24 protein-coding genes and 1 tRNA gene are annotated in these 23,940 nt (G+C 71.0%); 12 read left to right on the top strand and 13 right to left on the bottom strand.

Annotated elements, in window-relative coordinates; all coding sequences use genetic code 11:
- Positions 1-53: 53 nt before the first annotated feature.
- Complete coding sequence (locus tag OC439_RS02690; RefSeq protein WP_036343163.1) at positions 54-428, bottom strand: hypothetical protein; 375 nt, start codon at positions 426-428, stop codon at positions 54-56.
- Positions 429-712: 284 nt separating this feature from the next.
- On the opposite strand from OC439_RS02690, the gene OC439_RS02695 reads away from it, so the two are divergent.
- Positions 713-1,135, top strand: coding sequence for a hypothetical protein (locus OC439_RS02695; RefSeq protein ID WP_262012025.1), 423 nt, complete (start codon positions 713-715; stop codon positions 1,133-1,135).
- A 309-nt stretch (positions 1,136-1,444) separates the two neighbouring features.
- Here OC439_RS02695 and OC439_RS02700 read toward each other — a convergent pair whose 3' ends face one another.
- Entirely contained in the window at positions 1,445-3,664 is a 2,220-nt protein-coding gene (locus tag OC439_RS02700) for a HelD family protein (RefSeq protein ID WP_262012400.1), read from the bottom strand.
- A 241-nt stretch (positions 3,665-3,905) separates the two neighbouring features.
- On the bottom strand, positions 3,906-5,015 hold the full coding sequence (locus OC439_RS02705) for a LolA family protein (RefSeq protein ID WP_262012026.1): 1,110 nt from the start codon (positions 5,013-5,015) through the stop codon (positions 3,906-3,908).
- 95 nt (positions 5,016-5,110) lie between these two features.
- On the opposite strand from OC439_RS02705, the gene OC439_RS02710 reads away from it, so the two are divergent.
- Complete coding sequence (locus tag OC439_RS02710; protein ID WP_262012027.1) at positions 5,111-5,767, top strand: response regulator transcription factor; 657 nt, start codon at positions 5,111-5,113, stop codon at positions 5,765-5,767.
- The gene (locus tag OC439_RS02715; RefSeq protein WP_262012028.1) at positions 5,764-7,167 is read left to right on the top strand and encodes a sensor histidine kinase; all 1,404 of its coding nucleotides are present in this window, start codon (positions 5,764-5,766) and stop codon (positions 7,165-7,167) included. Before OC439_RS02710 ends, OC439_RS02715 begins: the two co-directional genes overlap by 4 nt.
- A gap of 4 nt (positions 7,168-7,171) precedes the next feature.
- Here the strand turns inward: OC439_RS02715 and OC439_RS02720 are convergent, their stop codons facing one another.
- Together OC439_RS02720 and OC439_RS02725 are read right to left on the bottom strand one after the other, a co-directional pair.
- A complete protein-coding gene (locus OC439_RS02720; RefSeq protein ID WP_262012029.1) occupies positions 7,172-8,734 on the bottom strand; it encodes a tetratricopeptide repeat protein in 1,563 nt (520 codons plus the stop codon).
- A 48-nt stretch (positions 8,735-8,782) separates the two neighbouring features.
- The gene (locus OC439_RS02725) at positions 8,783-9,253 is read right to left on the bottom strand and encodes a MarR family winged helix-turn-helix transcriptional regulator (protein WP_262012030.1); all 471 of its coding nucleotides are present in this window, start codon (positions 9,251-9,253) and stop codon (positions 8,783-8,785) included.
- A gap of 50 nt (positions 9,254-9,303) precedes the next feature.
- On the opposite strand from OC439_RS02725, the gene OC439_RS02730 reads away from it, so the two are divergent.
- Positions 9,304-9,825 (top strand): VOC family protein, encoded by a 522-nt coding sequence (locus OC439_RS02730; protein ID WP_120570912.1) that lies wholly within the window; start codon positions 9,304-9,306, stop codon positions 9,823-9,825.
- A gap of 48 nt (positions 9,826-9,873) precedes the next feature.
- Positions 9,874-10,776, top strand: a complete 903-nt coding sequence (locus tag OC439_RS02735) for a hypothetical protein (RefSeq protein WP_262012031.1) — start codon at positions 9,874-9,876, stop codon at positions 10,774-10,776.
- Here the strand turns inward: OC439_RS02735 and OC439_RS02740 are convergent.
- Positions 10,742-11,260, bottom strand: a complete 519-nt coding sequence (locus OC439_RS02740) for a potassium channel family protein (RefSeq protein WP_262012032.1) — start codon at positions 11,258-11,260, stop codon at positions 10,742-10,744. The genes OC439_RS02735 and OC439_RS02740 overlap by 35 nt on opposite strands.
- A gap of 113 nt (positions 11,261-11,373) precedes the next feature.
- Positions 11,374-11,547, bottom strand: coding sequence for a DUF4236 domain-containing protein (locus OC439_RS02745; protein ID WP_064498970.1), 174 nt, complete (start codon positions 11,545-11,547; stop codon positions 11,374-11,376).
- 394 nt (positions 11,548-11,941) lie between these two features.
- Here OC439_RS02745 and OC439_RS02750 point away from each other — a divergent pair, with 394 nt between their 5' ends.
- Together OC439_RS02750 and OC439_RS02755 are read left to right on the top strand one after the other, a co-directional pair.
- Positions 11,942-12,505 carry a flavin reductase family protein gene (locus OC439_RS02750; protein ID WP_194802601.1) on the top strand — a complete coding sequence of 188 codons (564 nt, stop codon included), beginning with the start codon at positions 11,942-11,944 and terminating at the stop codon, positions 12,503-12,505.
- Complete coding sequence (locus OC439_RS02755) at positions 12,502-13,113, top strand: malonic semialdehyde reductase (RefSeq protein WP_262012033.1); 612 nt, start codon at positions 12,502-12,504, stop codon at positions 13,111-13,113. Before OC439_RS02750 ends, OC439_RS02755 begins: the two co-directional genes overlap by 4 nt.
- Position 13,114: 1 nt before the next feature.
- Here OC439_RS02755 and OC439_RS02760 read toward each other — a convergent pair whose 3' ends face one another.
- Positions 13,115-13,570 (bottom strand): RrF2 family transcriptional regulator, encoded by a 456-nt coding sequence (locus tag OC439_RS02760; protein WP_013284925.1) that lies wholly within the window; start codon positions 13,568-13,570, stop codon positions 13,115-13,117.
- A gap of 7 nt (positions 13,571-13,577) precedes the next feature.
- Complete coding sequence (locus OC439_RS02765) at positions 13,578-14,495, bottom strand: helix-turn-helix transcriptional regulator (RefSeq protein WP_194802603.1); 918 nt, start codon at positions 14,493-14,495, stop codon at positions 13,578-13,580.
- Positions 14,496-14,684: 189 nt separating this feature from the next.
- Between OC439_RS02765 and OC439_RS02770 the strand changes: the two genes are divergently transcribed.
- Entirely contained in the window at positions 14,685-15,461 is a 777-nt protein-coding gene (locus tag OC439_RS02770) for a glucose 1-dehydrogenase (RefSeq protein WP_091427952.1), read from the top strand.
- Between the two features lie 74 nt (positions 15,462-15,535).
- Here OC439_RS02770 and OC439_RS02775 read toward each other — a convergent pair whose 3' ends face one another.
- Positions 15,536-15,967: an SsgA family sporulation/cell division regulator gene (locus OC439_RS02775; protein WP_007457244.1), complete on the bottom strand. Its 432-nt coding sequence runs from the start codon at positions 15,965-15,967 to the stop codon at positions 15,536-15,538.
- A 273-nt stretch (positions 15,968-16,240) separates the two neighbouring features.
- On the opposite strand from OC439_RS02775, the gene OC439_RS02780 reads away from it, so the two are divergent.
- Together OC439_RS02780 and OC439_RS02785 are read left to right on the top strand one after the other, a co-directional pair.
- Positions 16,241-16,780: a TIGR02611 family protein gene (locus tag OC439_RS02780; RefSeq protein ID WP_262012034.1), complete on the top strand. Its 540-nt coding sequence runs from the start codon at positions 16,241-16,243 to the stop codon at positions 16,778-16,780.
- Between the two features lie 50 nt (positions 16,781-16,830).
- Positions 16,831-16,902: transfer RNA gene (locus tag OC439_RS02785), tRNA-Val, on the top strand.
- Positions 16,903-17,820: 918 nt separating this feature from the next.
- Here the strand turns inward: OC439_RS02785 and OC439_RS02790 are convergent.
- Together OC439_RS02790 and OC439_RS02795 are read right to left on the bottom strand one after the other, a co-directional pair.
- Positions 17,821-18,255, bottom strand: a complete 435-nt coding sequence (locus OC439_RS02790) for a hypothetical protein (protein WP_262012035.1) — start codon at positions 18,253-18,255, stop codon at positions 17,821-17,823.
- A gap of 211 nt (positions 18,256-18,466) precedes the next feature.
- Positions 18,467-19,903, bottom strand: coding sequence for a hypothetical protein (locus tag OC439_RS02795; protein ID WP_262012036.1), 1,437 nt, complete (start codon positions 19,901-19,903; stop codon positions 18,467-18,469).
- A 235-nt stretch (positions 19,904-20,138) separates the two neighbouring features.
- Between OC439_RS02795 and OC439_RS02800 the strand changes: the two genes are divergently transcribed.
- Entirely contained in the window at positions 20,139-21,089 is a 951-nt protein-coding gene (locus OC439_RS02800; RefSeq protein ID WP_262012037.1) for a hypothetical protein, read from the top strand.
- A gap of 31 nt (positions 21,090-21,120) precedes the next feature.
- Here the strand turns inward: OC439_RS02800 and OC439_RS02805 are convergent, their stop codons facing one another.
- Complete coding sequence (locus OC439_RS02805; RefSeq protein ID WP_262012038.1) at positions 21,121-22,281, bottom strand: hypothetical protein; 1,161 nt, start codon at positions 22,279-22,281, stop codon at positions 21,121-21,123.
- A gap of 393 nt (positions 22,282-22,674) precedes the next feature.
- On the opposite strand from OC439_RS02805, the gene OC439_RS02810 reads away from it, so the two are divergent.
- Positions 22,675-23,871, top strand: a complete 1,197-nt coding sequence (locus OC439_RS02810; RefSeq protein ID WP_262012039.1) for a helix-turn-helix domain-containing protein — start codon at positions 22,675-22,677, stop codon at positions 23,869-23,871.
- Positions 23,872-23,940 lie beyond the last annotated feature (69 nt).

Genomic DNA, 23,940 nt, shown 5'->3' on the forward strand with positions numbered 1-23,940 from the left:
GACGACGCCCCCGGGACGGATCCCGGGGGCGTCGCCGTTCGCGCGGCGTGCGGTCAACGTCCGCGGCGCTCCTTGCCGGAGCGGCGCGCGCTGCCCGCCTTCGACAGGCCACGGCTGACCAGGTACGCGCCGGTCAGCGCGGTCAGGTACCACCACGCCTGGTTCGGGTTGTTGATGTTCAGGCCGTTGGTGGCGGCGCCTCGCCAGAACGCGGCGATCACGACGACCGCGACCGCTGCGGCGTACACCCAGAACTCGGTGGTCAGGAACGCCTGCTTCGTCTCCGTACCCGGGGACGGCATGTTCTCCCGGTGACCGTCGTGCATCGACGGCATGTGCCGGGTCGACGTGTCCTGCATGCTCGACCGGTTCTGGACGTCGGACATCGGCCGGTTCATCGGCCTGGTGGATGCAGCCTGCGTGCTCATCTGGTCCTCCTCAGGATTTGATGAGTCGTTAACCTGCACACCCTCGCCCCGCTACCGCAGGTCGGCCACGGCGCGGTTCGCGCTCTGTGGCGGGGGCACCCTGGGTCTACCCGGGCCCGGAGACAAGGTAACCGCCGGTCATCGTCGAATGGCCCCGCGCTCGGCTCACGGCCGGAACCGGACATCCGGGCGCACACCGGGCCTCCCGCCGCCGGTTCCGGTTTCAGCCACCCGCCCTCGGGCACGCACCACCGATACCCCGAGAGAGCTGCGAGGTGGTTGACGTGCGTGAGGACGACATGCGGCAGGACGCAGCCCGGCGGGCCGAGCAGCGGGTCGCCGGAGGCGTGTACGGCGAGGGCGCGCTGGACGAGGTCACGGTGCCGCAGACCGACGTCGAGCGGATGCGGCAGGAACTCGACCCGGACGACCCGGCGGACGTACCCGTCGACCCGACGGTGCTGCGCGACGGCGGACCGACCCGGGGTCAGGGCGCGGTGACCACGACCGGCGGTACCGCGGGTCCGGCGAGTGTGCGCCGGGTGGCCCGCCAGCCCGAGAAGCACCCGGGCAAGGTGGCCCCGACGACGACCGGCGACGCGAGTACGGGTGGCCTGAGCACCCCGGCCGGCGGTTCCACGAGCGACAACTCGGCCACCGGTGCCCAGGTGGGCAACTTCACCGACAACCGCCCCAACCCGGGCTGACCGAGGCAGCACGGCAAGGGCGGGACGGCCTCCGGCCGCCCCGCCCTTGCGCACCCGCCACTTCGCCGAAGTGGCGCAGTCAGGGCGGCCATGATGTAGCCGTTTCCCCGATCTGGCGAACGGGCCGCCACTCCGGCGAACTGGTGCGAACAGGCCGCCCGGACACGTCCCCGCCGCCCCGCAAAGCCGGCACCCGTCGATCTTGCACTTCCGCCCCCAAGATTGTCCGTTTGATGGAGTTTTCCGGGGCCGCAACTCCATGATCGCGGAGCGAGGGCGAGGGGGCACGGGCGGGCGGGACAGGGGGAGTCAGGGGGTGCGGAGGATGCCCAGGCGCTGGGTGGCTCTCGTGAGGGCCACGTAGAGGTCGCTGTGGCCCCTGGGGGACTCGGAGACGATGCGGGCCGGGTCGACCACCAGCACCGAGTCGAACTCCAGGCCCTTTGCCTGCTCGGTGGTCAGCACCACGATCCGGTTCGCCAGCTCAGGCTGCTCGCCGACGGTCGCCTCCGGCAGTGCCGTCACCACCGCGCCGCCCAGCTCGTCCACCCGGCCGGTCGGCACCAGCACGCCGAGTCGCCCGTCGCCGAGCGACGCGGCCTCCCGGGCCGTGGCCTCGACCAGCTCCGCCACGAGCCGGTCCGCCGGCACGGTCCGGTCCCACGGCGGTACGCCGGTGGCGCGTACCGAGCGGGGCGGCCGCAGCGCCGGATCGATAGCGGCCAGCACGTCGGCGGCGACCGCCATGATCTCGGCCGGGGTGCGGTAGCTGACCGTCAGCTCCTCCAGCCGCCACCGGTCCGCCACGTACGGCGCCAGCGCCTCACCCCACGACGGCGTGCCCGCGAGCGCGCCGGTCTGCGCCACGTCGCCGACGATCGTCATGGACCGGCTCGGGCAGCGGCGCATCAGCAGCCGCCACGCCATCGGCGACAGCTCCTGCGCCTCGTCGACGATGACGTGCCCGAACGCCCACGTCCGGTCGGCGGCGGCGCGCTGGGCGGTGGTGAGCCGGTCGGACTCCTCCTGCCGCTCGGAGAGCCGGTCGGCGTCGATCAGGTCGGTGACGCCGAGGATCTCACCGCCGTCGGCCTCGTCCTCGACGTCGATGGAGCGGGAGCCGCGCCAGATCTCCAGCACGCCCTCGGCGTACTCGCGTTCCAGCGCCCGGATCCGCTCCCGGCGGGCCACTGCGGCGCGTTCGTCCTCGCCGAGCAGTTCGGCGGCCTCGTCCAGCAGCGGCACGTCGGCGGGCGTCCAGCCGCCCGGCTCGCGGTGCAGCGCGGCCCGCTCGTCGTCGGTGAGCATCGGCGCGGCGGTGGCGATCCGCTCCGGCGAGGCGTACAGGTCGGCGAGCAGGCGTTGCGGGGTGAGCACCGGCCACAGCTCGTCCAGCGCGGCCCGGATCTCCGGCTCCTCGCGCAGCTCGCGGCGGATCTCCGCGCGGTCGGCCTCGGAGAGCAGGTTCTCCCCGCCCAGCGGGTCGGCGCCGATCCGCTCGGCCACCTGGTCGGCGAGCGCGTGCACGATCTCCACGTCGAACAGGGCGCGGGCCAGGTTGTGCGGGCGGCCGGTGCGGCGTACCCGGTCGCGGGCCTGCCGCACGGTCTCCGGGTCGAGCGTGAGCACCTCCCTTTGCGGCAGCTCGATGGTGACCGGCTCGTCGGGCACCCACTGCCGGTCGCGGACGGCGGCGGCGAGCACGTCGGCCAGCACCGCGCGGCCCTTGAGCGCCGCGGTGGTGGCCGGCTCCGCGCGGCGGGCGTGTACGCCGGGGAACAGGTCGGCCTGGGTACGCAGCAGCACGCCGGTCTCGGCCAGCGTGGGCAGCACCTGGGAGATGTAGCGCAGGAACGTGGCGTTCGGGCCGACCAGCAGCACGCCCCGGGTGGAGAGCTGCTGGCGGTGGGTGTAGAGCAGGTACGCGGCCCGGTGCAGCGCCACGGCCGTCTTGCCGGTGCCGGGCCCGCCCTGCACCACCATCACGCCGGGCAGGTCGGCCCGGATGATCCGGTCCTGCTCGGCCTGGATGGTCTCGACGATGTCGCGCATCCGGCCGGTGCGCCCGGCGTTGAGAGCAGCGAGCAGCGACGCCTCGCCGGTCAGCTCCTCGTGCGCGGTGGGGGAGGCGGCGGTGATGTCCAGCACCTCGTCGTTGAGGCCGGTCACCTTGCGGTCGCGGGTGCGCAGATGGCGCCGGCGGCGTACGCCCTGCGGGTTGGCGGCGGTGGCCAGGTAGAACGGCCGGGCGGCGGGGGCGCGCCAGTCCATCAGCAGCGGGTCGTAGTCGCCGGACGAGTCGAAGATCCCGATCCGGCCGATGTAGCGGACCGCGCCGTCGTCGCCGTCGAGGCGGCCGAAGCACAGGCCACTCTCCACCGCGGAGAACTGCTCGACCTGGTCGGCGTACATCGCCACTGTCGAGTCGCGCTGCGAGCGGGCCTGCTGCGTGCCACCGGTGTGGCGCAACTCCTCGTCGAGCCGCCGGGCGGCCTGTTCCCGCATGCCGTCCAGCCGGTCGTACAGCATCGAGACGTATTCCTGCTCCCGGCCGATCTCGTCGTCCTGGCGCAGGTCAGCCGACACGTCGGAGTGCGTTGACAATCCGGCTCCTCATTGACTAGAATTGCCGCAGGAATGGCATTCAGAAGCCATTCCTTTTTTGTGCCTGAACTGAGAAAGATAGCGCGTCGGCAGCCACCCGACCAAGCCCGGACACGACTCGGGGCCCGGCCGGCGTCAGCCGACCGAGCCCCGGGCACGGCGATTCTCAGCCCTTTGCCGCCTCGTAGAGCCGCTCCGGCGTGACCAGACCGGCGATCACCCGGCCGTCGTCGGTCAGCAGCACGCTGAACAGCTTGCCGCTGAGCAGCCGGCCGCTGCCCCAGTCGCCGCTGACCTTCGGCAGGTCACCGAGCACGCCGGCCAGCATCTGGGCATCCGGCGCGTCCGCGCCGGGCTTCGCGCCGCCGCCGGTCGACGCGTCGCCGATCTTGGCGACCACCACCGTGGTCCAGCCGGTGCCGACGGTACGGACGTCCGGCTTCTCGGCGTCCTTCTTCTCGAACCGCTTGCCCGCCGGTCCGGGCCGCTCGCCCTCGGTCGCCTCGGTGACCTTCACGCCGGGCGGCGGGTTGAACCGGAACTGGTCGGCCTCCGGCGTGCGGAAGTCGACCTGGGTGAACGCCACCTGGAACGCCGGCTCGTCCTGCCCGTCGGCGAGCACCTGCAGGCGCAGCGGCACGTGCTCCTTCGCGTCCAGCGCGATCCGGACCTGGTGGACCAGGGACGCCTTGTCGCGCGGCGTGAGCACCAGCTCGTACGCGTCCCGCCCGGCGACTGTGGCGGTGCGGCCGACGGTGACCGCAGTGGTCGGGTCGATCGCCTCCAGCGCCCGGTCCGCGGCGTCGGCCGGGGTGGCCGGCACGGTGGCCCGGTCCGGCGCGTCGGCCGGCAACGTCCGGTGGGTGGCGGTGTTCTCCCGGCTGTTCCAGGTCCAGACGTCCCGCCCGTTGCGCACGATGTCCTGCTCGCCGAGCGTGTCGACGAGCGCGAGCCGCTGCCGGTCCTCGCCGCCGTACCAGACGCGCAGCGTGTGCGTACCGGAGACCAGGCCGGCCAGGTCGTTGCCGGTGGCCTGGCCGGCGAGCGCGGCGATCGGCGGCAGGCCCAGGTCGGCGCGCTGCACCACGGTGCCGGAGAGCCCGTCCAGGCGGGACGTGCGCAGGTCTTCCAGGAGCTGGGCGGCGCTGCGCGGCGGCAGCGCCGGGTCGGCGCCGGCGGCGAACGTGCCGACGGCGGCGCCACCGCCGATCACGGCGACCCCCGCGGTCACCGGGACCAGCCAGCGCAGCACGGCGCGGTTCTTCATCACTGACATAGTGTGCACCTCCTGCGCTCCATGCTGCGCGACCGTCGCTGTGACCACGCTGAGGAGATCCCCTACGGGCGAGCCCGTGGTGGCACCCTGGACCGGTGCGGTTGCTGGTGGTGGAGGACGAGACGCGGCTCGCGGCGGCGCTGCGCCGGGGCCTGTCGGCGGAGGGTTTCGTGGTCGACGTGGCTGCCACCGGCCCGGAGGGGCTGGACGCGGCCCGGCACGGCGAGTACGACGCGATGATCCTCGACGTGATGCTGCCGGGCCTGTCCGGCTACGAGGTGGTGCGCCGCCTGCGCGCCGAGCAGCGCTGGCTGCCGGTGCTGATGCTGTCGGCCAAGGACGGCGAGTACGACCAGGCCGACGGCCTGGACTGCGGCGCCGACGACTACCTCACCAAGCCCTTCTCGTACGTGGTGCTGCTGGCCCGCCTGCGGGCGCTGCTGCGCCGTGGCGCGCCCCGGCGGCCGACCGTGCTCACCGTCGGCGACCTGCGCCTGGACCCGGCCCGCCGCCGGGTCACCCGGGCCGACACCGAGGTGGTGCTGACCAGCCGGGAGTACGCGCTGCTGGACTACCTGATGCGCCGCCCCGGCGAGGTGGTCTCCAAGACCGAGCTGCTGGACCACGTCTGGGACGCCTCTGTCGACACCGCGCCGAACGCGGTGGAGGTCTACGTCGGCTACCTGCGCCGCAAGATCGGCCGGGAGCGGCTGGAGACGGTACGCGGCGCCGGTTACCGGCTGGCCACATGAGCCGGTGGATACGTGGCCCGCTGCCGCGACTGGGCCTGCGGGCCCGGCTGCTCGCGCTGGGCGTGCTGGGCCTCGTGGTCGGGTTCGCGTTCGGCGGGGCGCTGCTGCTCGGCGCGCTGGGCTGGACGCTGCAACGCTCGGTCGACGAGGAGGCGCTGCGCACCGCCGACGCGGTCGCGCTGCTGACCGCCGAGGACGCGCTGCCGGACCCGCTGCCGGTCGCGGGCGGGCAGTTGCGGGTGCAGGTGGTCGACGCGCAGGGCCGGATCCGGGCCGCTTCGATCGACGCGGACCGCCTGGTGCCGATGCTCGGCCCGGACGAGCTGCGTCCCGGGCAGCGGCAGCGGCTGGTGGTGGACGGGCGGCGCGCCGGCATGCCCGGCCCGGTCCGGGTGGTCACGGTGCCGGCCGGCACACCGCAGGAGCCGCGGACGGTGCTCGTGGCCAAGTCGCTCACCGACGTGCGGCACAGCCTGCACGTGGTCCGCAACCTGCTGCTCGTCGGCTTCCCGCTGCTGGTGGCGGGGCTCGGCGTGGTGGCCTGGCGGGTGGTGGGCGCGACGCTCCGGCCGGTCGAACAGCTGCGCAGCGGCGCCGCCGAGATCACCGGCCGGGCCGGGGCGGAGCGGCTTCCCGTACCGGCGGGGCAGGACGAGATCCACCGGCTCGCGGTCACGCTCAACGACATGCTGGACCGGCTGGCGGCGTCCCGGGACCGGCAGCGGGCGTTCGTCGCCGACGCCGCGCACGAGCTGCGCAGCCCGCTGACGAACATGCGTACCGAGCTGGAGGTGGCCCGGCGTCTCGGCGACGACACGGACTGGCCGGCGGTCGCCGACGACCTGCTCGCCGACACCGAGCGGCTGAGCCGCCTGGTGGACGACCTGTTGCTGCTTGCTCGCCTCGACGAGCAGGACGCCCGGCCGTCCCCGGTCGGCCCGGTGGAGCTGGGGGAGCTGCTGCGTACGGTGGCCGCCCGCTACCCGTCGCCGCCGCTGCGCCTGACGCCGCCCGACGCGCCCCGGTGGGTCGAGGGGGACGCGGGGGAGCTGCGCCGGGTGCTGGTGAACCTGGTGGACAACGCGCTGCGGCACGCGTACACCGGTGTGGAACTGGCGGTGAGCGGGCCGGACGGTGCGTACCACCTGGTCACGGTGACCGACGACGGGCCGGGCGTCCCGGCGGCGGACCGGGAGCGGGTGTTCGCCCGGTTCACCCGGCTCGACGACGCGCGGGCCCGCGACGCGGGCGGCGCCGGCCTGGGCCTGGCCATCGTGCGCGAGCTGGTGCGCCGGGCCGGCGGCACGGTGGAGCTGGCCGACGCGACGCCCGGCGCGGCCGCGCCGGGGCTGCGCGCGACGGTACGGCTGCCCGCGCTGGCCGAGCCCGAGCCGGAGTGAGCGGTCAGCGGCGTTTCGTGCAGACCGGCCCGGTGCGGGCGACGCTGTCGGTGGACCAGACGAGCGCCACGGTGAAGCAGTAGTCGGTGGTGCGGTCGAGCCCGTAGGCGATGTAGTCGGCCGACCCGGCGGGCAGCGTCGCGAACGTGCCCTGCGGCTGCCCGGCCCGGCCCCCGGCGACCACCACCGGTCCTTCCGCGCCGGCCGGGTACGTCCAGCTCAGCACGATGCTGTCGCGCCGGTCGGTGAGGGTGAGTCGTCCGGGTGGCGTACCGGGCTCGGCGGCGGCGGGAGTGGACGGCGCGGGAGCGGCGGAGGTCGGTGGCGGCGCGCTGGAGGTCGGCGGCGGGGTGCCGCGGCCGTCGTCGACCCGGGACACGCCGGCGATCACCGCGATGGTGCCGAGCAGCAGCGCCACCGCCACGCCGAGCACCACGAGCGGCAGCCAGGGACGGGCGCGCCGCTCGGCCGCGGGTGGCCGGGGCACGTGCACCGGCAGGTAGCGCGACGGCGGCTCGGGCGGTGGCGGCGGCACGCGGCGTACCCCGTCGGGCTGGTCGTCGGCGAGCCCGACCACAGTGGGCGGCAGCGGGTCCGCGCCCGGTCGCCACGGTTGCTCGGCCGGCTCGTCGGGCGGCCACGGGTAGTCGTCGAGCCCGTCGGCCTCCGGTGCGGTACGCGGTGTCGGTACGTGCGCGGTCTCGGCGGCGCGTCCGGGCGGGTGGTAGAGCGGCGTCTCGACCGGTTCGTCGAGCGCGGGCGGACTGTAGGGCGGCAGGTCGTGCGGCCCTTCGGCGGGCGGGGGGACCCGGGCGGCGGGCACCACAGGCGTGGTCCGCGCGGGCGGCGGCTCGGGAGCGGGGGCGGGGGCGGGGCAGACGTGGTCCGGGTCGGCGGCGGCGCGGGCGAGCGCCGCCACCTGGGCGGCGAGCGGGTCGTCGAAGTCCAGGTGCAGGCGGCACAGCTCCTCGGCGAGCGTCAGATGCTCGTGCGAGTCGGCGTACCGGCCGCAGTCGCGTTCCATCGCGCCGAGCTTCGCCAGCATCTTGATGCCGCTGGGGTGGCCGTCGCCGTACACCTCGCGGTGCAGCTCCCAGGCGTCCTGCAACCGGTCGCGGGCCACCTCGCACTGGCCGCGCGCGTACTCCACGGTGGCCAGATCGGCGTGCGCGGCCAGCACCTGCTGCGACTCCGGGCCGTTGCGGGCGGTCAGCTCGATGATGACGTCGGAGTAGAGCCGGGCGGCCCGGGCGTCGCTGCCGACCCGGTGCAGCACCGCGGCGAGCGTCGCGGCGGCGGTGACGGTGCGCTCGTCGGAGCGGCCGTACAGCCGGGTGGCGGCCGCGTACGCGAACGCGGCCCAGCCGCGGGCGGAGTGCGGCTCGCCGAGCGCGACGAGCACCTTGGCCTGGAGCCCGGCCGCCTCGGCCAGCTCGGGGGAGGCGTTGCCGGGTCGGGGATCGGCGTCGCTGAGCGCGTCGGCGAGCAGCCGGTGCGCGCCGTCGAGGTCGCCTTCGGACACCAGATGGTGCGCCTGGACGGTCAGGTCAGCGAAGCCGGAGGACACGCCCCATCGTGCTCGTCCGGCGACGGTATGTACAAGACCCGGAGTGGATCAGTTTGGTCCCGAATCCGTCAGGTGGTCGGCGAGTGTCTCGCTGATCCGGCGGAGCTGGTCGACCTGGGCCGGGCTGAGCGCGTCGAACAGGTGCCGGCGTACCCCCTCGACGTGGCCGGGCGCGGCGGCGGCCAGGGTGGCGAAGCCCTCGTCGGTGAGCACGGCGACCTGCCCGCGCCGGTCGGTGGGGCAGTCCTCCCGGCGGATCCACCCGGACGCCTCCAGCCGGGCGGCGGCGTGCGATAGCCGGCTGCGCGACGAGCCGGTCAGCTCGGCCAGCTCGCTCATCCGCAGCCGCCGGTCGGGGGCCTCGGAGAGGCGGACCAGGATCTCGTAGTACGCGTGCGGCATGCCCGCGTCGCGTTGCAGCTCGCGGTCGAGCGTCTCCATCAGCCCTCGGGAGGCGGTCAGGAAGGCCCGCCAGGTCCGCTGCTCGTCGGGGTCCAGCCACCGGGTCATGACGCCCATCATACCGTCGATAGTTGAACGCTCAACAAAACCGGGGTACGGTCGGTGACATGGGCATCCACCGACTCAACCACGCCGTCCTCTACGTCAGTGACCTGGAACGCAGCGTCGCCTTCTACGGCGACGTGCTGGGCTTCCGCCGGGTGCCGATGACGCCCGAGGGCTTCCGCGGCGCCGCCTTCCTCCAGGCGCCCGACTCCACCAACGACCACGACCTCGGCCTGTTCGAGATCGGCGCGGCGGCCGGGGCGTCCCAGGCCGGCCGGGCCACCGTCGGCCTCTACCACCTGGCCTGGGAGCTGGACACGCTCGACGAGCTGGCCGCCACCGCCGAACGGCTCTCCGCCGCCGGAGCGCTGGTCGGCGCGTCCGACCACGGCACCACCAAGAGCCTCTACGGCCGCGACCCGGACGGGCTGGAGTTCGAGATCGTCTGGATCGTCCCGGCCGACCTGCTCGACGACGCCGCGCTCGCCGCGCGTACCCGCATCGGGCGGCTCGACCTCGACCGCGAGCGGCAGCGCTACGGCGGGCAGACCCGCGGCGGCGTGGGCATCTCCGTGCCGGTCTGAGCGGGGTTCGCGGCCGGGCCCGCCGCGCCGTGCGGTAGAAACGGCACCATGCCGACCGACGCCGTCCTGCGCGAGCTGCTCGTCCGCCAGCTCGACCACTGGCTCCCCGCCGCGCTGCACCGGGCGCGGCGGGCCACGCTCGCGCTCGCGTACGCCGGAGGTGACGCCACCGGCGCGGAGGACGCGCTGCGGGTGGTGGCCGAGTTCGCCGACCGGCTGCGCGGACGGCGGCTGACCGTGCTGGTGGTCGCCGACGACGGCACCGACCTGCCGGTACGCCTCGGCGCCGTCGAGGCCACCCTGCCCGCCGACGTCGCCGTGCACCTGGTGCCCGGCGGCCCGGACCGGCTGCCGGTGGCGCTCAAGGCCGCCGGTGCGGCCGGCGCTCCGCTGCTCGTCGTGGCCGACGGCGCCGACCCGGATCCGGCCCTGCTGGCCGCCGCCGCGTCCGGGCGCCCGGCCGAGCTGCTGCTCGTCACCACGCCCGGCCGGTCGCTGCGCCCGGCGCTCAGCGGCGCCGGGTTCCCGCTCGTCACCGAGGTCGAGCTGGTGCCCGACGGGGACGGCCCGGCGCGGCTGCTCGGCTACGGCACCGGCTCCGACCGCGGGCTGGAGGCGGTCAAGGAGGCGCTCTGGGCGGTCGACGAGTACGCCGGCGTGCGCTACCGCGACCCGGCCGACCCGCAGGGCCGGCTGCTCGACATCTCGCTCGACCCCGAACCCGGCCCGCTGCGCCGGGAACTGCTGGCCGAACTGGCCCGCTCCGGCCCGCAGACGGTCACCGATCTGCGCCGCTTCGCCACCACAGCGACCGTCTACCGGGCCGCCGACGCCAACCGGGCGCTGGCCTCGCTGCTCGCCTCGGGCGCGGTGACGCGCGACCCGGAGCACGGCCGGCTCGGCGGGGACGTGACGATCAGCGCCGTGGAGAACGCTGGGTCATCTGCTTGACCACTATCGACGCCCCGGTCGCGACCACCCCGATGCTGAACACCATCTGCGCGCACACCGCCACCCGGGCGATCTGCCCCTGGGCGTGCACGTCGCCGTAGCCGACAGTGGTGAGCGTCGCGAGCGCGAAGTAGAGCGCGTCCACCCGGGTGCGCAGGCCGACGAACTCGCCGGGCCGGGTGTTCGCCACCACGTAGTCGCCGAGCGCGAAGACCAGCAGCCCGGCGATCAGCGCGACCGCGAGCCGGGTCAGCGCCCGGTCCTCGTCCCGGCCGGTCGGCTGGTCCTTGACGAGCTGGCGGCGGACCTGACCGGTGACCAGGAACGCGATCACTGCCACCAGGACCAGCGTGCCGGCCGAGCGCAGGACCAGCCGCAGGCCGTTCGGGTCGGCCTCGACCGGCACCAGGAAGTAGCCGACGAGCATGAGCAGGCAGGCCGCCACGGCCCGCCGTCGTATCCGCCGCAGCAACAGGTCCGCCATGCCGCGATTCTCCGGCCACCGCAACGCCGTGACGGGCGGAACCGCGATCCCGGTCCGCAAGCGACGAGCGGGGTGCCGGCGAATCGCCGGCACCCCGCTCGTCGCCTGGAAGGTCAGGCCTTGTCCTGCTTCCAGGACAGCGGCCCCGGAAGATCCACGCGGTGGGCGCGGGTGTTCGAGTTCCAGGACCAGCGGCCGATCTTGATGCTCCACGACGAGAAGCCGTTCTGGGTGAAGTGGAGGATCAGCGGCCCGTACTTCTTACGCTTGCGGAACTGGACGCCCATCGGGGGTGCCTCCTTCGTCTCCCTGCCTCTGCAGTCGTCTGCATGCCTTCGCGGCATCGAACATGCCCGGATCGACGATTCGCGAAACCCTGCCCGATCCGCTCTGGACGGTGGGACCGGCGCCCGGCAAAATCTCTATCCAACGGGTAGGTGTTAAGGAGTAGTAAATGCTGGTGGATGCGTGCCGTAACAAAGCCAGCGATGAAAGTCTCACTGACTGGAAGGGCGTTGACCGGCGCCGTGAGTGGTCGGCAGCATGAGTGCCGGGTCGCCCCGCATCGCTTCCCTCATCCGGGGGTACCGAGAGAGAACACAGCGCCGCCGCTGCTACCCCTGGACTGGAGGCTCTCGTGGACCACGTGCATGCACCGTCACGTCGTGAGCTGGTGGCGTCGTGACCACCGTGGACCGGCCCGGCGCCACCACCGTCGAGCTGCGCCCGGTCGACGTCGACTCGTTCCGCGGCCTGCTGCGCCGCCAGGCGTCCACCGTCACCGTGGTCACCACGCCCGGCCTGCGCGGCAACCGGATGCGGCCGGACCTGCCGCCGGCCGGCTTCACCGCCACCTCGTTCACGTCGGTGTCGCTCGACCCGCCGCTGGTCTCGGTCTGCCTGGGCCACGCGTCGTCGAGCTGGCCCACAGTCGAGCAGGCCGAGCACGTCGCGGTGCACCTGCTCGCCTCCGGCCAGCAGGAGATCGCCCAGATCTTCGCCACCAGCGGCATCGACCGGTTCAGCGCCCACCCGGGCTGGACCACCGGGCCGTTCGGGGTGCCGCTGATCGGCGACGCGCTCGCCGTGCTGCTGTGCCGCGTGGTGCGCCGGATCGAAGCCGGTGACCACACCATCCTGCTCGGTGAGCCGCTCGCGCTCGGCGCGGGCGAGGACGGCGACCCGCTGCTGCACCACCGGGGCACCTACACCACCACGCTCGGCGACTGGCCCGAGGCGTGGTGACCACCGCCGCCGAGGAGCTGATCGCGCTCGACCGGGCCGCCCAGGACCTGCTGTTCCGGGCGGCCCGCACGGCCAACGCGTTCACCGACGAGCCGGTCGCCGACGAGCACGTCCGCGCCATCCACGACCTGATCCGGTACGGCCCGACCGCGATGAACGCCCAGCCGCTGCGGGTGCTGCTGCTGCGCTCCGCGGCGGCCCGGGCGCGGCTGCTGCCGTACGTCAGCGCCGGCAACCGGGACAAGACGGCCACCGCGCCGCTGACCGCTGTGCTCGCCGCCGACGTGGACTGGCACGACCGGCTGCCCGAGCTGTTCCCGCACCGCCCCGGCGCCCGCGACTGGTTCACCGGCGACCCGGCCGGCCGGGAGGCACAGGCCCGGTTCAACGCCGCGCTCCAGATCGGCTACCTGCTGGTCGGCGTACGCGCCGCCGGGCTGGCCGCCGGACCGATGGCCGGGTTCGACGCCGCAGGCGCGGAACGGGAGTTCTTCCCCGGCGGCCGGCACCGGGTACTGCTGCTGATGAACATCGGCCGCCCGGCACCGGACGCCTGGCGGGAACGGCTGCCGCGCCTGCCCTACGAGGAGGTGGTCGGCACGCTGTGAGTCAGCGGGGCTCCCACGCGTCCGGCTGCGCGGTCAGCTTCCGTACGTGGGCCGGTAGCCGGCCGCTGACCAGCTCGTCCAGGCTCACCTCGTCGACCACCCGGCGCACCGAGGCACGTACCGCCACCCAGAGCCGGGGCAGGTTCTCCGCCGCCCCCTCGTACCGCGTCTCCTCGGGGCGCAGCCCGCGTACCCCGGCGAGCGGACCGTCGACGGCGCGCAACACGTGCCCGATGGTGATCTCCCGCGGCGGCCGGGCCAGCGTGTAGCCGCCCTCGGCGCCGCGCTGGGCCCGGACGACCCCGGCCCGGCGCAGGTCCGCCAGGACCGCCTCGAGGAACTTGCGCGGCATGTCCTGCTCCGCCGCGATGGCCTGGGTGGACAGCAGGGTCGGGTACGCGGTGGCCAGGCTCAGGGCTGCCCGGACCGCGTAGTCGCCGCGCGCGGAGATCTGCACAGTGCCATCATGCCTGGCCGCCGGGTACGGGGGAGTCGGCGGGCGGCCGGGGTCGCACCAGACGGACTGGCAACGGGCGTTCCCGCTCGGCCCGGAACGTCCCCGGGCTCACCCCGACCTCCCGGGTGAAGAAGCGACCGAAGTTCGTCGGCTCGGGAAAACCCAGCTCCCGGCCGATCGCGGCGATCGACTCGTCGGTGGCGGCGAGCAGCCGGCACGCCTGCAACGCCACCCGCTCGTCGATCACCTGCTTGGCGCTGCGGCCGGTCACCGCCAGGCAGGCCCGGGTCAGGGTACGCACCGAACAGCCGAGCTGGGCGGCGTAGTCCTCCACCCGGCGGGTGTGCCGGTAGCCGCGTTCCACCTCGCGGCACAGCCGCCGGAACGTCTCCGTCTCGGCCCGGGGCGTCGCGCCGTCGCGCGGGTGCGGCAGCAGGCTCAGCCGCAGCAGCAGGACGGCGAGCTGGTGGCGCAGCAGCGCCGCGGCGGCCGGCACCAGCGCGTGCCGCTCGGCGTCCACGGCGAGTTGGCTCACCTCGCTGATCACCGCGTCCTCGTCCTCACCGGCGAGCTGGCGGTGGGCCGGCACCGCGTCCGGGTCGACGTCGAGGCCGCGCAGCGCGTCCGGCCGCCAGCTCACCACAGTCGCGTCGAGCTGCGCGCCGACGAACCGCAGCGCCTGGCCGGGACGGGCGCGCAGCAGCGTGCCCGGACGGCAGGGGACCGGACGGAAGTCCAGCTCGGCGGTGCCGTGCCCGTGGGTGACCAGGATCAGCAGATCACGGTCGAGCAGGACCGGGCGGGGCCAGCCGGGCTCGGCAGCGAGGTCGCCGAGCACACCGGTGACGATCTCGTCGGTGCCGGGGCGGAGCTCCGGCAGGCCGGTGCGGGTGGCCGGGGAGGGCTGACCGGTAGTGACCATCATCCCGACGGTAACCGGAGCGCCCGCACGTTGCATCTCGACGGTTTCACCCGCTCGAGCCGCTCTTGTCGGCACCCGAGCCGGACGGTTAGGTTACCGATCGGTAAGACCCCGGGCCGGTGTGCGTCGCGCACCCGGCCGACGCGGCCCCGGCCGACCGGCCCGCGGCCGGGCGACGGCGATGGGATGGGCATGACGGATCTGTTCTCGGTCGACGGCAAGACGGTCCTGGTCACCGGCGGCTCACGCGGGATCGGGCTGATGATCGCGCGCGGCTTCGTCCGGGCCGGCGCCAAGGTGATCATCTCGTCGCGCAAGGCCGACGTGTGCGAGTCGGTCGCCAAGGAACTGTCCGCCGAGGGGCACTGCGAGGCGATCCCGGCCGACCTGGGCAGCGACGCGGGCGCGCTGGCGCTCGCCGAGGCCGTGCGGGAGCGCCACGACCGGCTGCACGTGCTCGTCAACAACGCGGGCGCCACCTGGGGCGCGCCACTGGAGGAGTACCCGGAGGGCGCCTTCGACAAGCTCTGGGCGGTCAACGTCAAGGCCGTCTTCCGGCTGACCACCGCGCTGCTGCCGCAACTGCGCGCCGCGGCCGGCGCCGACGACCCGGCCCGCGTGATCAACATCGGGTCGATCGACGGCATCCGGGTGCCGTGGATGGAGGTGTACGCGTACTCGGCCACCAAGGCAGCGGTGCACATGCTCACCCGCGGTCTCGCGCACCAGCTCGCCGGCGAGCAGATCACCGTCAACGCGATCGCGCCCGGACCGTTCGAGAGCAAGATGATGGCGTTCGCGCTGGACGACCCCGAGTCGCGCGCGGCCATCGAGCAGCAGGTGCCGCTGGGCCGGATCGGCCGCCCCGAGGACATGGCGGGCACGGCGATCTACCTGGCGTCCCGCGCCGGCGCGTACCTGACCGGAGCGGTCATCCCGGTCGACGGCGGGATCACCACGCGCGGCTGACGCGTACCCCCGGTTGGAGACGGCCCGGGGCCGCGCGGACTCGGCAGATCCGCGCGGCCCCGGGTGTCGCCGTGTCAGCGACCGGCCAGCAGCCGGTTCACCGCGGTGTCGACGTCCAGGTGCTCGGCCTCGCGGCCGCGCGGGACGACGACGTAGGTCCGGCGCAGGAAGCGCACCAGCACGCTGCGCGGAACCTCGAACAGGGCGTTGCCGTCCGGCGACGACAGCGCCAGCGCGACGAAGTCGCCGCGCGGGGTGGCCCACGGCCAGACCCGCACATCACCGATGCCGGCTGGCTCGTCGAGGCCGGTGACCAGCAGTTCGCGAGCGAACGACCAGCTCACCGCCTCGCCGCCGGCGGACTCGGCATGGAACAGGACATGGACCGCATACGGGTCAGCAGGGTCGTAACGCAGACTGGCACGCACCGGCAAGGCGGTGGCGTCAGGCGCGACGAGCCTTAGCGACGTCTCGACCTCTACGGTCGTCGGTCGGATGACACTCATGGACGTTCTCCCCCCGGCACCGCTGCGGAACGCGCGTGTCCCGCTTTTCCCATACTCAGGTGCTGCTCCTGGCTACGCTCCGCCATACGCTGACTTCACCCAGTGGTGGGAAGGGGTTCCGAAAGCCCCCGGGACCGCGTGGCCCCGCGTAGAATTTCCGGTTCCGCCCACTCCGTCGTTCCGCCCGGCAACGGGTGGTTCAGTCGTCGACTTACTCCGGTAACGTCCAGTCGTGAGCAGGGGTGACGGTCCCGCGCGACACTGGGGGTGGAAATGGTCACGAGGGGCTCCTCGGTGACGTCGCGGACCACGGCCGAATCGCCGAAAGGTGCGGCCCGAGCAGCCGAAAGTCGGGGGTACGAGGTGCCGGTGGAAGGGCGGTCGCAAGGCGCTCTCATGGAGCAGCGCCGGCGGCGAAGGGGCTGGCGGCTGCGCCTGCACACCACGCTCGACCTGATCCGCGCCAACCCCACCGGCCGCGTCGCCCTGAAGATCTTCATCGGCATCCTCGGCGCCATCGTCGTCACAGTCGGTATCGCGCTGATCCCGCTGCCCGGGCCCGGCTGGCTGCTGGTCATCGCCGGCCTCGGCGTCTGGGCGGTCGAGTTCCACTGGGCGCGACGGCTGCTCGCGTTCACCCGCCGGCACGTCAACTCCTGGACGCGCTGGGTGAAGATGCGGTCGCTGGGTGTGCGGTTCGTGCTCGGGGCGGTCGGGCTCGCGTTCGTGTCCGTGGTGGTGTGGCTCTCGCTCAAGTACAGCTTCGGCATCGACGTGGTGGCGGAGGCGCTGCACTACCTCGCGACGCACTGAGGCCCGGTTTTTGGTCCGGGCGGGTGATCGGGTAGAGTCATGCGCGCTGAGGGCGATTAGCTCAGCGGGAGAGCGCTTCGTTCACACCGAAGAGGTCACTGGTTCGATCCCAGTATCGCCCACGCAGGTCAAAGGCCACTTCCCGGCTTCGGGAGGTGGCCTTTCTGCTGCCGTACAGCAGCAGCGTCAGCGGCTGGTCAGCGAACCCTTCGCCAAGGCGTAAGCCGGCGCATCTGCAGTCATGCCAGCAGGTCAGCTCGGCCGCCTCGCCGACGCCAGTTCCCGCCGCTTCAGAACCGTCCCAGGCTCCGATGCGCTGTGGACAGCGGCTACGAAGCTGCGGCTACTACTGGGCGGTCGATGACCTCCGCTTCGTTCTTCGCAGCAGCGCAGTAGCGCGCAGTAGCGAGCTGTTGCCGAATTCGTCTGTACTAGATCAAGGCGCTCCGCGCGGCGCGGGCCGGGGCGCGGCAAACGGCTCCTGCGGAGCCGCCGCCCCGGCCGCCTACGGCGCCGGGGCGGAAAGTCAGCCCGGCCCGAAACCCACGCCCCGCCCCGCGCGTCACCCCGGGGTCAGTCAATGACCCCGGAGACGAGTCCCGGAGATGACCAGGGCCAAGGCGGACACGATCTCAACGTTCTCGACGGTCCAGAGACCCACAGGAAGGCCGAGGCCACCACACGAGGATCCGGATTGCCGAACGGTCCGTGCGAGGCCGCTGAGGCCCAGGAAGGGTGGAGGCGGTGGGAGGGGTGAGAGGTCAGGGATAGGGCACGGTTAGAAACGCCTCCGGCGGGGGCCAGACGACTCCAGGATGGAGTTGCCGACGGTTCCGGGTAGGTGGGTGGTGAGGTGGGATGCCATCCCGTCCGCCACCGACCCAGGCAACCCGAGCAGACCAGGGCCAGGGTGACAAGGTCGTACGTCCAGTAGGGCGCTCCACCTTGTCACCCTGGCCCTGGCCCGCTCCACGGAGTGTGGGTCGGCGGCAGACGGGATGACATCGGCCTCGTTGGTGGAGCTTCGGCGCTGCTTACAGCTACAAGGCCTCGGCAGCTTCGTTTCGCACCCCGACGAGTGAGGGCTTACGGCGGCGGCGCCGGAAGAGCGACCTCGACCGCAAGATCTCGGTCGCGACGCCCAGGTCGACCCGAATCAAATCTCGGATCTCATCGAATGGGGCCGGACCATGCAAGCCGAAATTGTCCAGGCGGTTGAAAGCCTCATAGAGGCGAGGCGGCGCATAGGCTTGCATACGGTCCTCCACGTTCCGCAGATCCAATAAGCCGCGCTGCAATTCTTCCGAGATCTCCTGAAACTCCCTCGCAACCCCCTCTATTTCGGCTTGGTCCGGGTGTTCCGAGGAAGCCATCCGCTCCCTTAGTAGCAGCATCGAGTCATAGGCGAGTTGCGCAGCGCGCACGAGCCCAAGGACTTCGACGTAAAGTTTGACCTTTTCCCCAGCGACGAGCATCCGCAGCTGATAGGTCGCCTGGCTCCGTGCCTGCCTTCCAGCATTCCACCCTTGAAGCAAAGCACCCGCTATCGTCCCGCCGAGAGTTCCAGCAATTGGTAGGGCAACCTCCCACCATCTGGCCATGCGCACCCTTTCCACGCCGCTTTCGGTTCCAAGCGCAGACGGTCAAGCATCGGAAACGAGACAAGAGGTTTATGGAGACACGATCCTAGTAGTAGTAGTACATCTCGCTCACGCGCCGAGCAACGCTACTGGGAATTGAATTACTGGGCAGCCACTCTGCCGCTACCGCATCGAGCTTGTATCCCACCATTAGACTTGGCATTACCAGAGCTTCGAGTGCCCGTATGAGATATGCGGCTTCGAGGCGCTTGCGGATTTCCTTTTCCACGTTCTCTAGGCCCTCGATTATAATAGGGGTCGTGGTGCCGGCGCGACCGGAAGCGAGATCACCGAATACCCGTCTTGCGTCGGCCGACACCTTGTCGGTGGTTATGACAAACGCTTCGTCGGCACCGTATCGGACCCGGCGATAGTTGAACGGATGCGCATCCCCTGGGCCAAACTCCCGGTCTTTTAGTTCGAAGATCCAGAGTTTGCCCATGAACTCGATGATGATGTCGACTTCCTCGCCTGAATCTTCGAGATTCCAGACGATCGATGTCAGCGGTATACCGAGATCCACAAGCCGACTCGTTACCCACACTGTCATCCAGTGAGACCCCTGTGCGAGCGATCGTCCGAGCGGGGAGACGCTGTAGCCTTCGCTAACAAGCTCCTGGGAGTAGGTCCTAGGGCATTTCCCGCACCGCACAGATGCGATGGGCTCCGATTTGACTTCTTCGGCCTCTGAAAAGCGAGCAAGAGGTGCCGAAGTGGCTTTGCAAACGAGCAGGACCTCGGCGTGAGTTAGTCCCGCTTGAGCTAACTCGGCGAGGGCCGACTGGACCTCTTCCTTCTTGTCCCCCCTCCTCGCAAGAATGTCGGCCACTCTTCCGAAGCCAGCCTCGCTCAGCTCTCTTAACAACTCCCGGTTAGGCTTACCACTAAGGACACTCGCACCCCTTAGCGCCTCGTCGTTCAAGTCGGGTGTAGAAAAGCGGGCAGCGGCGGTGTCCGTATTCAACTTCTCTAGAAGCTTTTCAAGTCTGGGCGAGTCGAGGTCAATTGGAGTCCAGTCGAATTCGAGCTTCTCGTCTACCCGAGCCTCTGCCTGATTCTCGAACGCTTGCAGAAAACCCTGCAGTGCCTCATCAATATCCACGTCTCCTCGAGAGACGATTCCAACTAATATGCCCTCGCGGAGTCTGACGCGACCAAAGACTGGAGAGGACTCCATGATTTCGTAATTGAACCGGTCCTCTGGGCGCCTAGGTTCACGGACGTTAGTGATGAACACGAGCGCACCTGGGCGGAAGAATACGTCGCCAGTACCCCTGCCGGTAACGCCGGAACCTCTCCTATAGCGTGTGTTCAGAGGCCCTATTGACTCACTGTCCGGAAGGCCTGCCATTTGCGCGAAGGAGCGGTCTGCGGTAAGCGCAGCGGGCCGCCACGTCTCGTGATCAAGCATGCCAGCGATGTACTGACGAAACTTCCCTTGACTTACGTCGTGCTCCGCATATACGTACCGAACGTTGAGCATTCATCCTCCCCATGTGCGCCCCGTAACAGTAAGGTTTCGTGCCATCTGCGTGCAATGCGAGGCCCGGCCCGTCGCGATACCGCCGAGGCAAATAGCCGCCTTTGGGAAGATTGTGCCGTGCCCTAGTGTCTTGCAACCGACACAAGCGCTCCTGTTCGAGTGGTGACAGCGGATCTGTCGGTGCTGCCCCGTACGGTCTCCGATGGACTGTCACCGAGCGTTTGGAAGATCAGCCATGGCCAACTCTGTCGCGTTTCGTGATCAACTTGTGGATTGGGTCTACGAGAAGGCACATGGAAGCGTCACCGAGAACATCCCGATCGTGGAGTTCGCCGAAGGCGTGGGCCTGGATCGGGACGGTGCTTACACGCTGCTCCGGTTCTGTCGGGACCAGGGCCTCCTGGACGACAAGGCATCGGGGATGGGCAACCCATGCGCTCTCCTCACGTCGTACGGGATCGCCGACGTCCTAGAGCGTCGGCGTCGGCGCGCGGACCCGGCGCTGCGCGCGGGGGCGTGCCGGACTGGCCTTCTGCGATGGTTCTACCGGCAGCGGGTCGCTCAGGTTCACATGCCGATCACCGGCGACTTCGGCCAGGACGACGAGGCGCTCTGGGAAGGCACGCGCTTCTCGGACGTCGAGATCCAGGACGCCGCCGAGTACCTCTCCGACAAGCGGCTGATTGAAGGTGTCAGCGTCGACCAGCTCCGCGGCCCGGTGCGGGCCGGGATCACGAGCGAGGGCATCGACTGCGTCACCGACTGGGAGGGCAACGTGTCGCAATACCTGCGGGACCAGCGCGGCTATGGGCCGACGAACTACCACGGACCGGTGATCCAAGGGAACGCTCAGGGTGGACAGTGGGCGTGGGGCAACCGTGACGTGACGCAGAACCAGACTAACCAGGCCGTTGCGCCGGGGTTCGAGCCGCTTGCGGAAGCCGTCGCCACACTCCTGAATCAGATCCCGGCCTTCGGCTTGGACCCGGACGACCAGCAGGATATCGAGGCGGCTGCGAACGAGGTGCTGGCCGAGGTGCAGCAGCCGAACCCGGAGGCACGGCGGGTCCGCCGGGTGCTCGCTGCCCTCAAGGGTTTCCTTATGCCCCTCGCGATTGATGCGGCCCGGGAAGAGGTCCGCGAGCTCGCACAGCAGGGTCTCCACCAGATCAACGCGGCGTTGTGATGGGCGGCCGGGGTGGGCGACTGGACAGTGCTCACCCCCACCGGAGTTCCTCCTCGGCGCAGGCCTTGTGGCACGGCCGGGCCTGTTCATCCCGCATGTTCGTCGCCTTGCGGCAGATTCGGCACGGCAACGCCTGCGCAGCCCAGTGCTGCCGACCGCTCCAATTTAGGAACATCATCTTCGGCGGGGCCGGCGGTGCCGCGAGCGAAATGCTCACCGGCTCCCCCGAATCCCGCGCGGCCGCGGGTGGCAACCGGTGACCGCTGTCCTGCCCGTACCGGCAGGATTGATCACGCAGCCTCGGCCGGCTGTCGACTCGAAGGATGATGTCGTTGAGCGTCCCATCGCTTGCGAAGGGCCCGATGGTCTCGATCTTTTCTAGGTCAGAGGCCGGCACCCAGAACCAGACCGACCGGGTAGCGGTGCGCTGCACGTTGACCGGCACCAGTTCACGGGCGGCCGCCTTGACAATCAGGTCATCGAAGCGCTCCAGTGCGCGGGCGTCCGTCCAGGAACCGTGCCAGCCCGAACAACGACGCCCAGCTCTTTTATCTGGACATACGGTGGCCATGCGGGAGCACTCCTCGATAACAAGTCCCCGGACACCACCGCGAACCGGCAGTTCGGTGTCGTTCAGGTACTCATGCCACACCTTCCGATCGATCCGCGCCCAGGGTGCCTGGTCGATCACCTTCGACGTCGGGCTGTTCGTCATCCACATAGGCGTGATGCCGTCGTCGGTCGCCACCTTCGACCGGCGTCGCACCGTCGCGGCGGTGATCGGCGAGAGCTGTGGCTCGCAGCCGAGGAGCACCCCGTCACCGCGGACCAGGACGTCGGTCTGTCGCCTGCGGTGCTTCGGCCGCTGCTCGACCACAGCCTCGAATCCGCCAGACTCGGCGGCACGGGCGATCCTCTCCTTGAGCGCCTTGTGTTCGTCGCTCTCGCCGGGCGTACGGTGCTCGCCCTCGGCGCTGATGTGCCGTGCCTCACGCGTCCCGTTTTCGTTCACGCGGAGGTACAGCCAAGGCGGCGCCCCCACCGGGTGCTCCGGGTCGATGCACTGGAGCATGCCCGGCCGGCAGTGCCGGTAGAGCCGCTCCCACAGTCCGGGAAGGTCAGGCTGGCCTAGGTCGTCCCGGGATAGGTCAAGCTCGACGCCAAACTCTACGAGGAGCACGTTTGTACGCACCCGCTTACGATAGGTGAGGCATACGACATCGGGCGACGGTCGGAAATGTCCTGCTTCGAGCAGATCGCCCCCAGGCATCTGGCCAGGCAGCCTGTCGCCTCTGAGGTCAGCAAGAAGTCAGCAAGAGGCTCAGCGCCATGTGTCACTGGGCGGCCCCTGCTGGTGACCAGCCAGGACGTGGCACCAACAAACGGCAGCCGCTGGACCGCAACGGCAAGCGAGACGGACGTTCACACCGAAGAGATCACTGTTTGATCCGGGGGCGCGGCGGGGCCCAAGGCCACTTCACTGAGAAGCGAGCAGCCTGGGACGTCCACGTGGGAAGAGTCGGGGTACCGTCGATGGAGTGGCGGCCTGCTGATTCGCCAGGCCTCTTGAGCTGGGAGCGGCGCTATGGCCTCGTCCGTCGATCCGCGCTTTGGGGTAGCTCTGCGGGAGTTTCGGGAGCGGCGTGGCCTGTCGCTTCGGTCTCTCGGGCAACTCGCTCACCGGAGTAAGAGCCATCTCCACGAGTTGGAGGCAGGGCTCAAAGCTCCGACGGTCGACACAGCCCGCCACCTGGACCGTATCCTCGACGCCGGGGGAGTGCTTGCTCGGCTGGTCGATGCGCCGATCGACCATGCGGCCGAGGCAGGCGAGTTGCGGGCGAGAGTCGCCGCCAGTGATGTCAGCAACGACACGCTCGAACGGATCGAGCAGGGCGTTGACGACCTCGCCAGCTCCTATCCGACGATGGCCCCGGCGGATCTTTTGCCGTTGGTACGGCGGCACCTCTCCTATGTGGTGCGGCTGCTCGACGGACGGTTAACGCTTGCTCAACAGCGGCGGCTGCTGGTTGCCGGCGGTTGGCTGGCGGTGCTGAGGGCCACGGTTCACATCGACCTGCGGCAGCGGAATTCTGCGGCTGCTCACCTGCGAGCTGCTCGTGACCTTGCTGAACATGCTGAGCATCCCGAGATCCAGGCGTGGTGTCTGGAGACGCGGGCTTGGGACGTGTTGACGCAAGGTGACCACCGTTCAGCACTCGATCTTTCCCGGCAGGCGCAACGAGTCGCGCCTTCGGGCAGCTCTGCCAGGATCCAGGCGACTGCTCAGGAGGCCCGTGCATGGGCTCGCATCGGAGACGTTGCTGCCACCCGACGAACCCTGGACCGGGTAGAGCGATTGGCGGCGAATCTGCCCGTACCCGAGCGAGCCGAGCATCACTATCGCTACGACCCTGCCAAGGCCGCCGCCTACACGGCCACGACTTTGGCATGGGCCGGTGACCCGGGCGCCGAGCAGGTGGCTCGGGCCGTACTGGCCGATCTGGATCCGCACGGCGATGGGGGAACGCGGCCACGCCGCTCGGCATCGGCGCGTCTCGACCTCGGACTTGCCCTTGTCGCCGCCGGTCAGCCGGAGGAAGCGGTTGCGCTCGGGGCGCAGGCTGTGGCATCCGGCCGAGTGGTGCCGTCGAACTGGTGGCGAGCTGCGGAACTGCTGGCAAAGGTTGAGGATCTCGGAGTGCCCGACGCCGCGATGTTCCGTGAACTGTGCGTTGAGTACGCGCCGGGCGGGCGATCAACAGCGGACAGCACACCTGGTTAGCGGACAGTCACCTTCTGGATTGTAGACGCGCACGGCGCGACGCTGGACCCCACTGAACCGGGCGCGGAT

Source organism: Micromonospora sp. Mcm103 (assembly GCF_024519755.1).
GTDB classification, from domain to species: domain Bacteria; phylum Actinomycetota; class Actinomycetes; order Mycobacteriales; family Micromonosporaceae; genus Micromonospora; species Micromonospora aurantiaca.

Excerpts from the sequence above, each read along its gene's own strand:
- OC439_RS02795 (WP_262012036.1), bottom strand. The coding sequence starts at position 19,903 with ATGCTCAACGTTCGGTACGTATATGCGGAGCACGACGTAAGTCAAGGG.
- OC439_RS02800 (WP_262012037.1), top strand. The coding sequence starts at position 20,139 with ATGGCCAACTCTGTCGCGTTTCGTGATCAACTTGTGGATTGGGTCTAC.
- OC439_RS02780 (WP_262012034.1), top strand. The coding sequence starts at position 16,241 with ATGGTCACGAGGGGCTCCTCGGTGACGTCGCGGACCACGGCCGAATCG.
- OC439_RS02705 (WP_262012026.1), bottom strand. The coding sequence starts at position 5,015 with ATGTCAGTGATGAAGAACCGCGCCGTGCTGCGCTGGCTGGTCCCGGTG.
- OC439_RS02735 (WP_262012031.1), top strand. The coding sequence starts at position 9,874 with ATGCCGACCGACGCCGTCCTGCGCGAGCTGCTCGTCCGCCAGCTCGAC.
- OC439_RS02690 (WP_036343163.1), bottom strand. The coding sequence starts at position 428 with ATGAGCACGCAGGCTGCATCCACCAGGCCGATGAACCGGCCGATGTCC.
- OC439_RS02715 (WP_262012028.1), top strand. The coding sequence starts at position 5,764 with ATGAGCCGGTGGATACGTGGCCCGCTGCCGCGACTGGGCCTGCGGGCC.
- OC439_RS02765 (WP_194802603.1), bottom strand. The coding sequence starts at position 14,495 with ATGATGGTCACTACCGGTCAGCCCTCCCCGGCCACCCGCACCGGCCTG.
- OC439_RS02790 (WP_262012035.1), bottom strand. The coding sequence starts at position 18,255 with ATGCTCGTCGCTGGGGAAAAGGTCAAACTTTACGTCGAAGTCCTTGGG.
- OC439_RS02745 (WP_064498970.1), bottom strand. The coding sequence starts at position 11,547 with ATGGGCGTCCAGTTCCGCAAGCGTAAGAAGTACGGGCCGCTGATCCTC.
- OC439_RS02775 (WP_007457244.1), bottom strand. The coding sequence starts at position 15,967 with ATGAGTGTCATCCGACCGACGACCGTAGAGGTCGAGACGTCGCTAAGG.
- OC439_RS02700 (WP_262012400.1), bottom strand. The coding sequence starts at position 3,664 with ATGCTGTACGACCGGCTGGACGGCATGCGGGAACAGGCCGCCCGGCGG.
- OC439_RS02740 (WP_262012032.1), bottom strand. The coding sequence starts at position 11,260 with ATGGCGGACCTGTTGCTGCGGCGGATACGACGGCGGGCCGTGGCGGCC.
- OC439_RS02770 (WP_091427952.1), top strand. The coding sequence starts at position 14,685 with ATGACGGATCTGTTCTCGGTCGACGGCAAGACGGTCCTGGTCACCGGC.
- OC439_RS02725 (WP_262012030.1), bottom strand. The coding sequence starts at position 9,253 with ATGGGCGTCATGACCCGGTGGCTGGACCCCGACGAGCAGCGGACCTGG.
- OC439_RS02810 (WP_262012039.1), top strand. The coding sequence starts at position 22,675 with ATGGCCTCGTCCGTCGATCCGCGCTTTGGGGTAGCTCTGCGGGAGTTT.
- OC439_RS02730 (WP_120570912.1), top strand. The coding sequence starts at position 9,304 with ATGGGCATCCACCGACTCAACCACGCCGTCCTCTACGTCAGTGACCTG.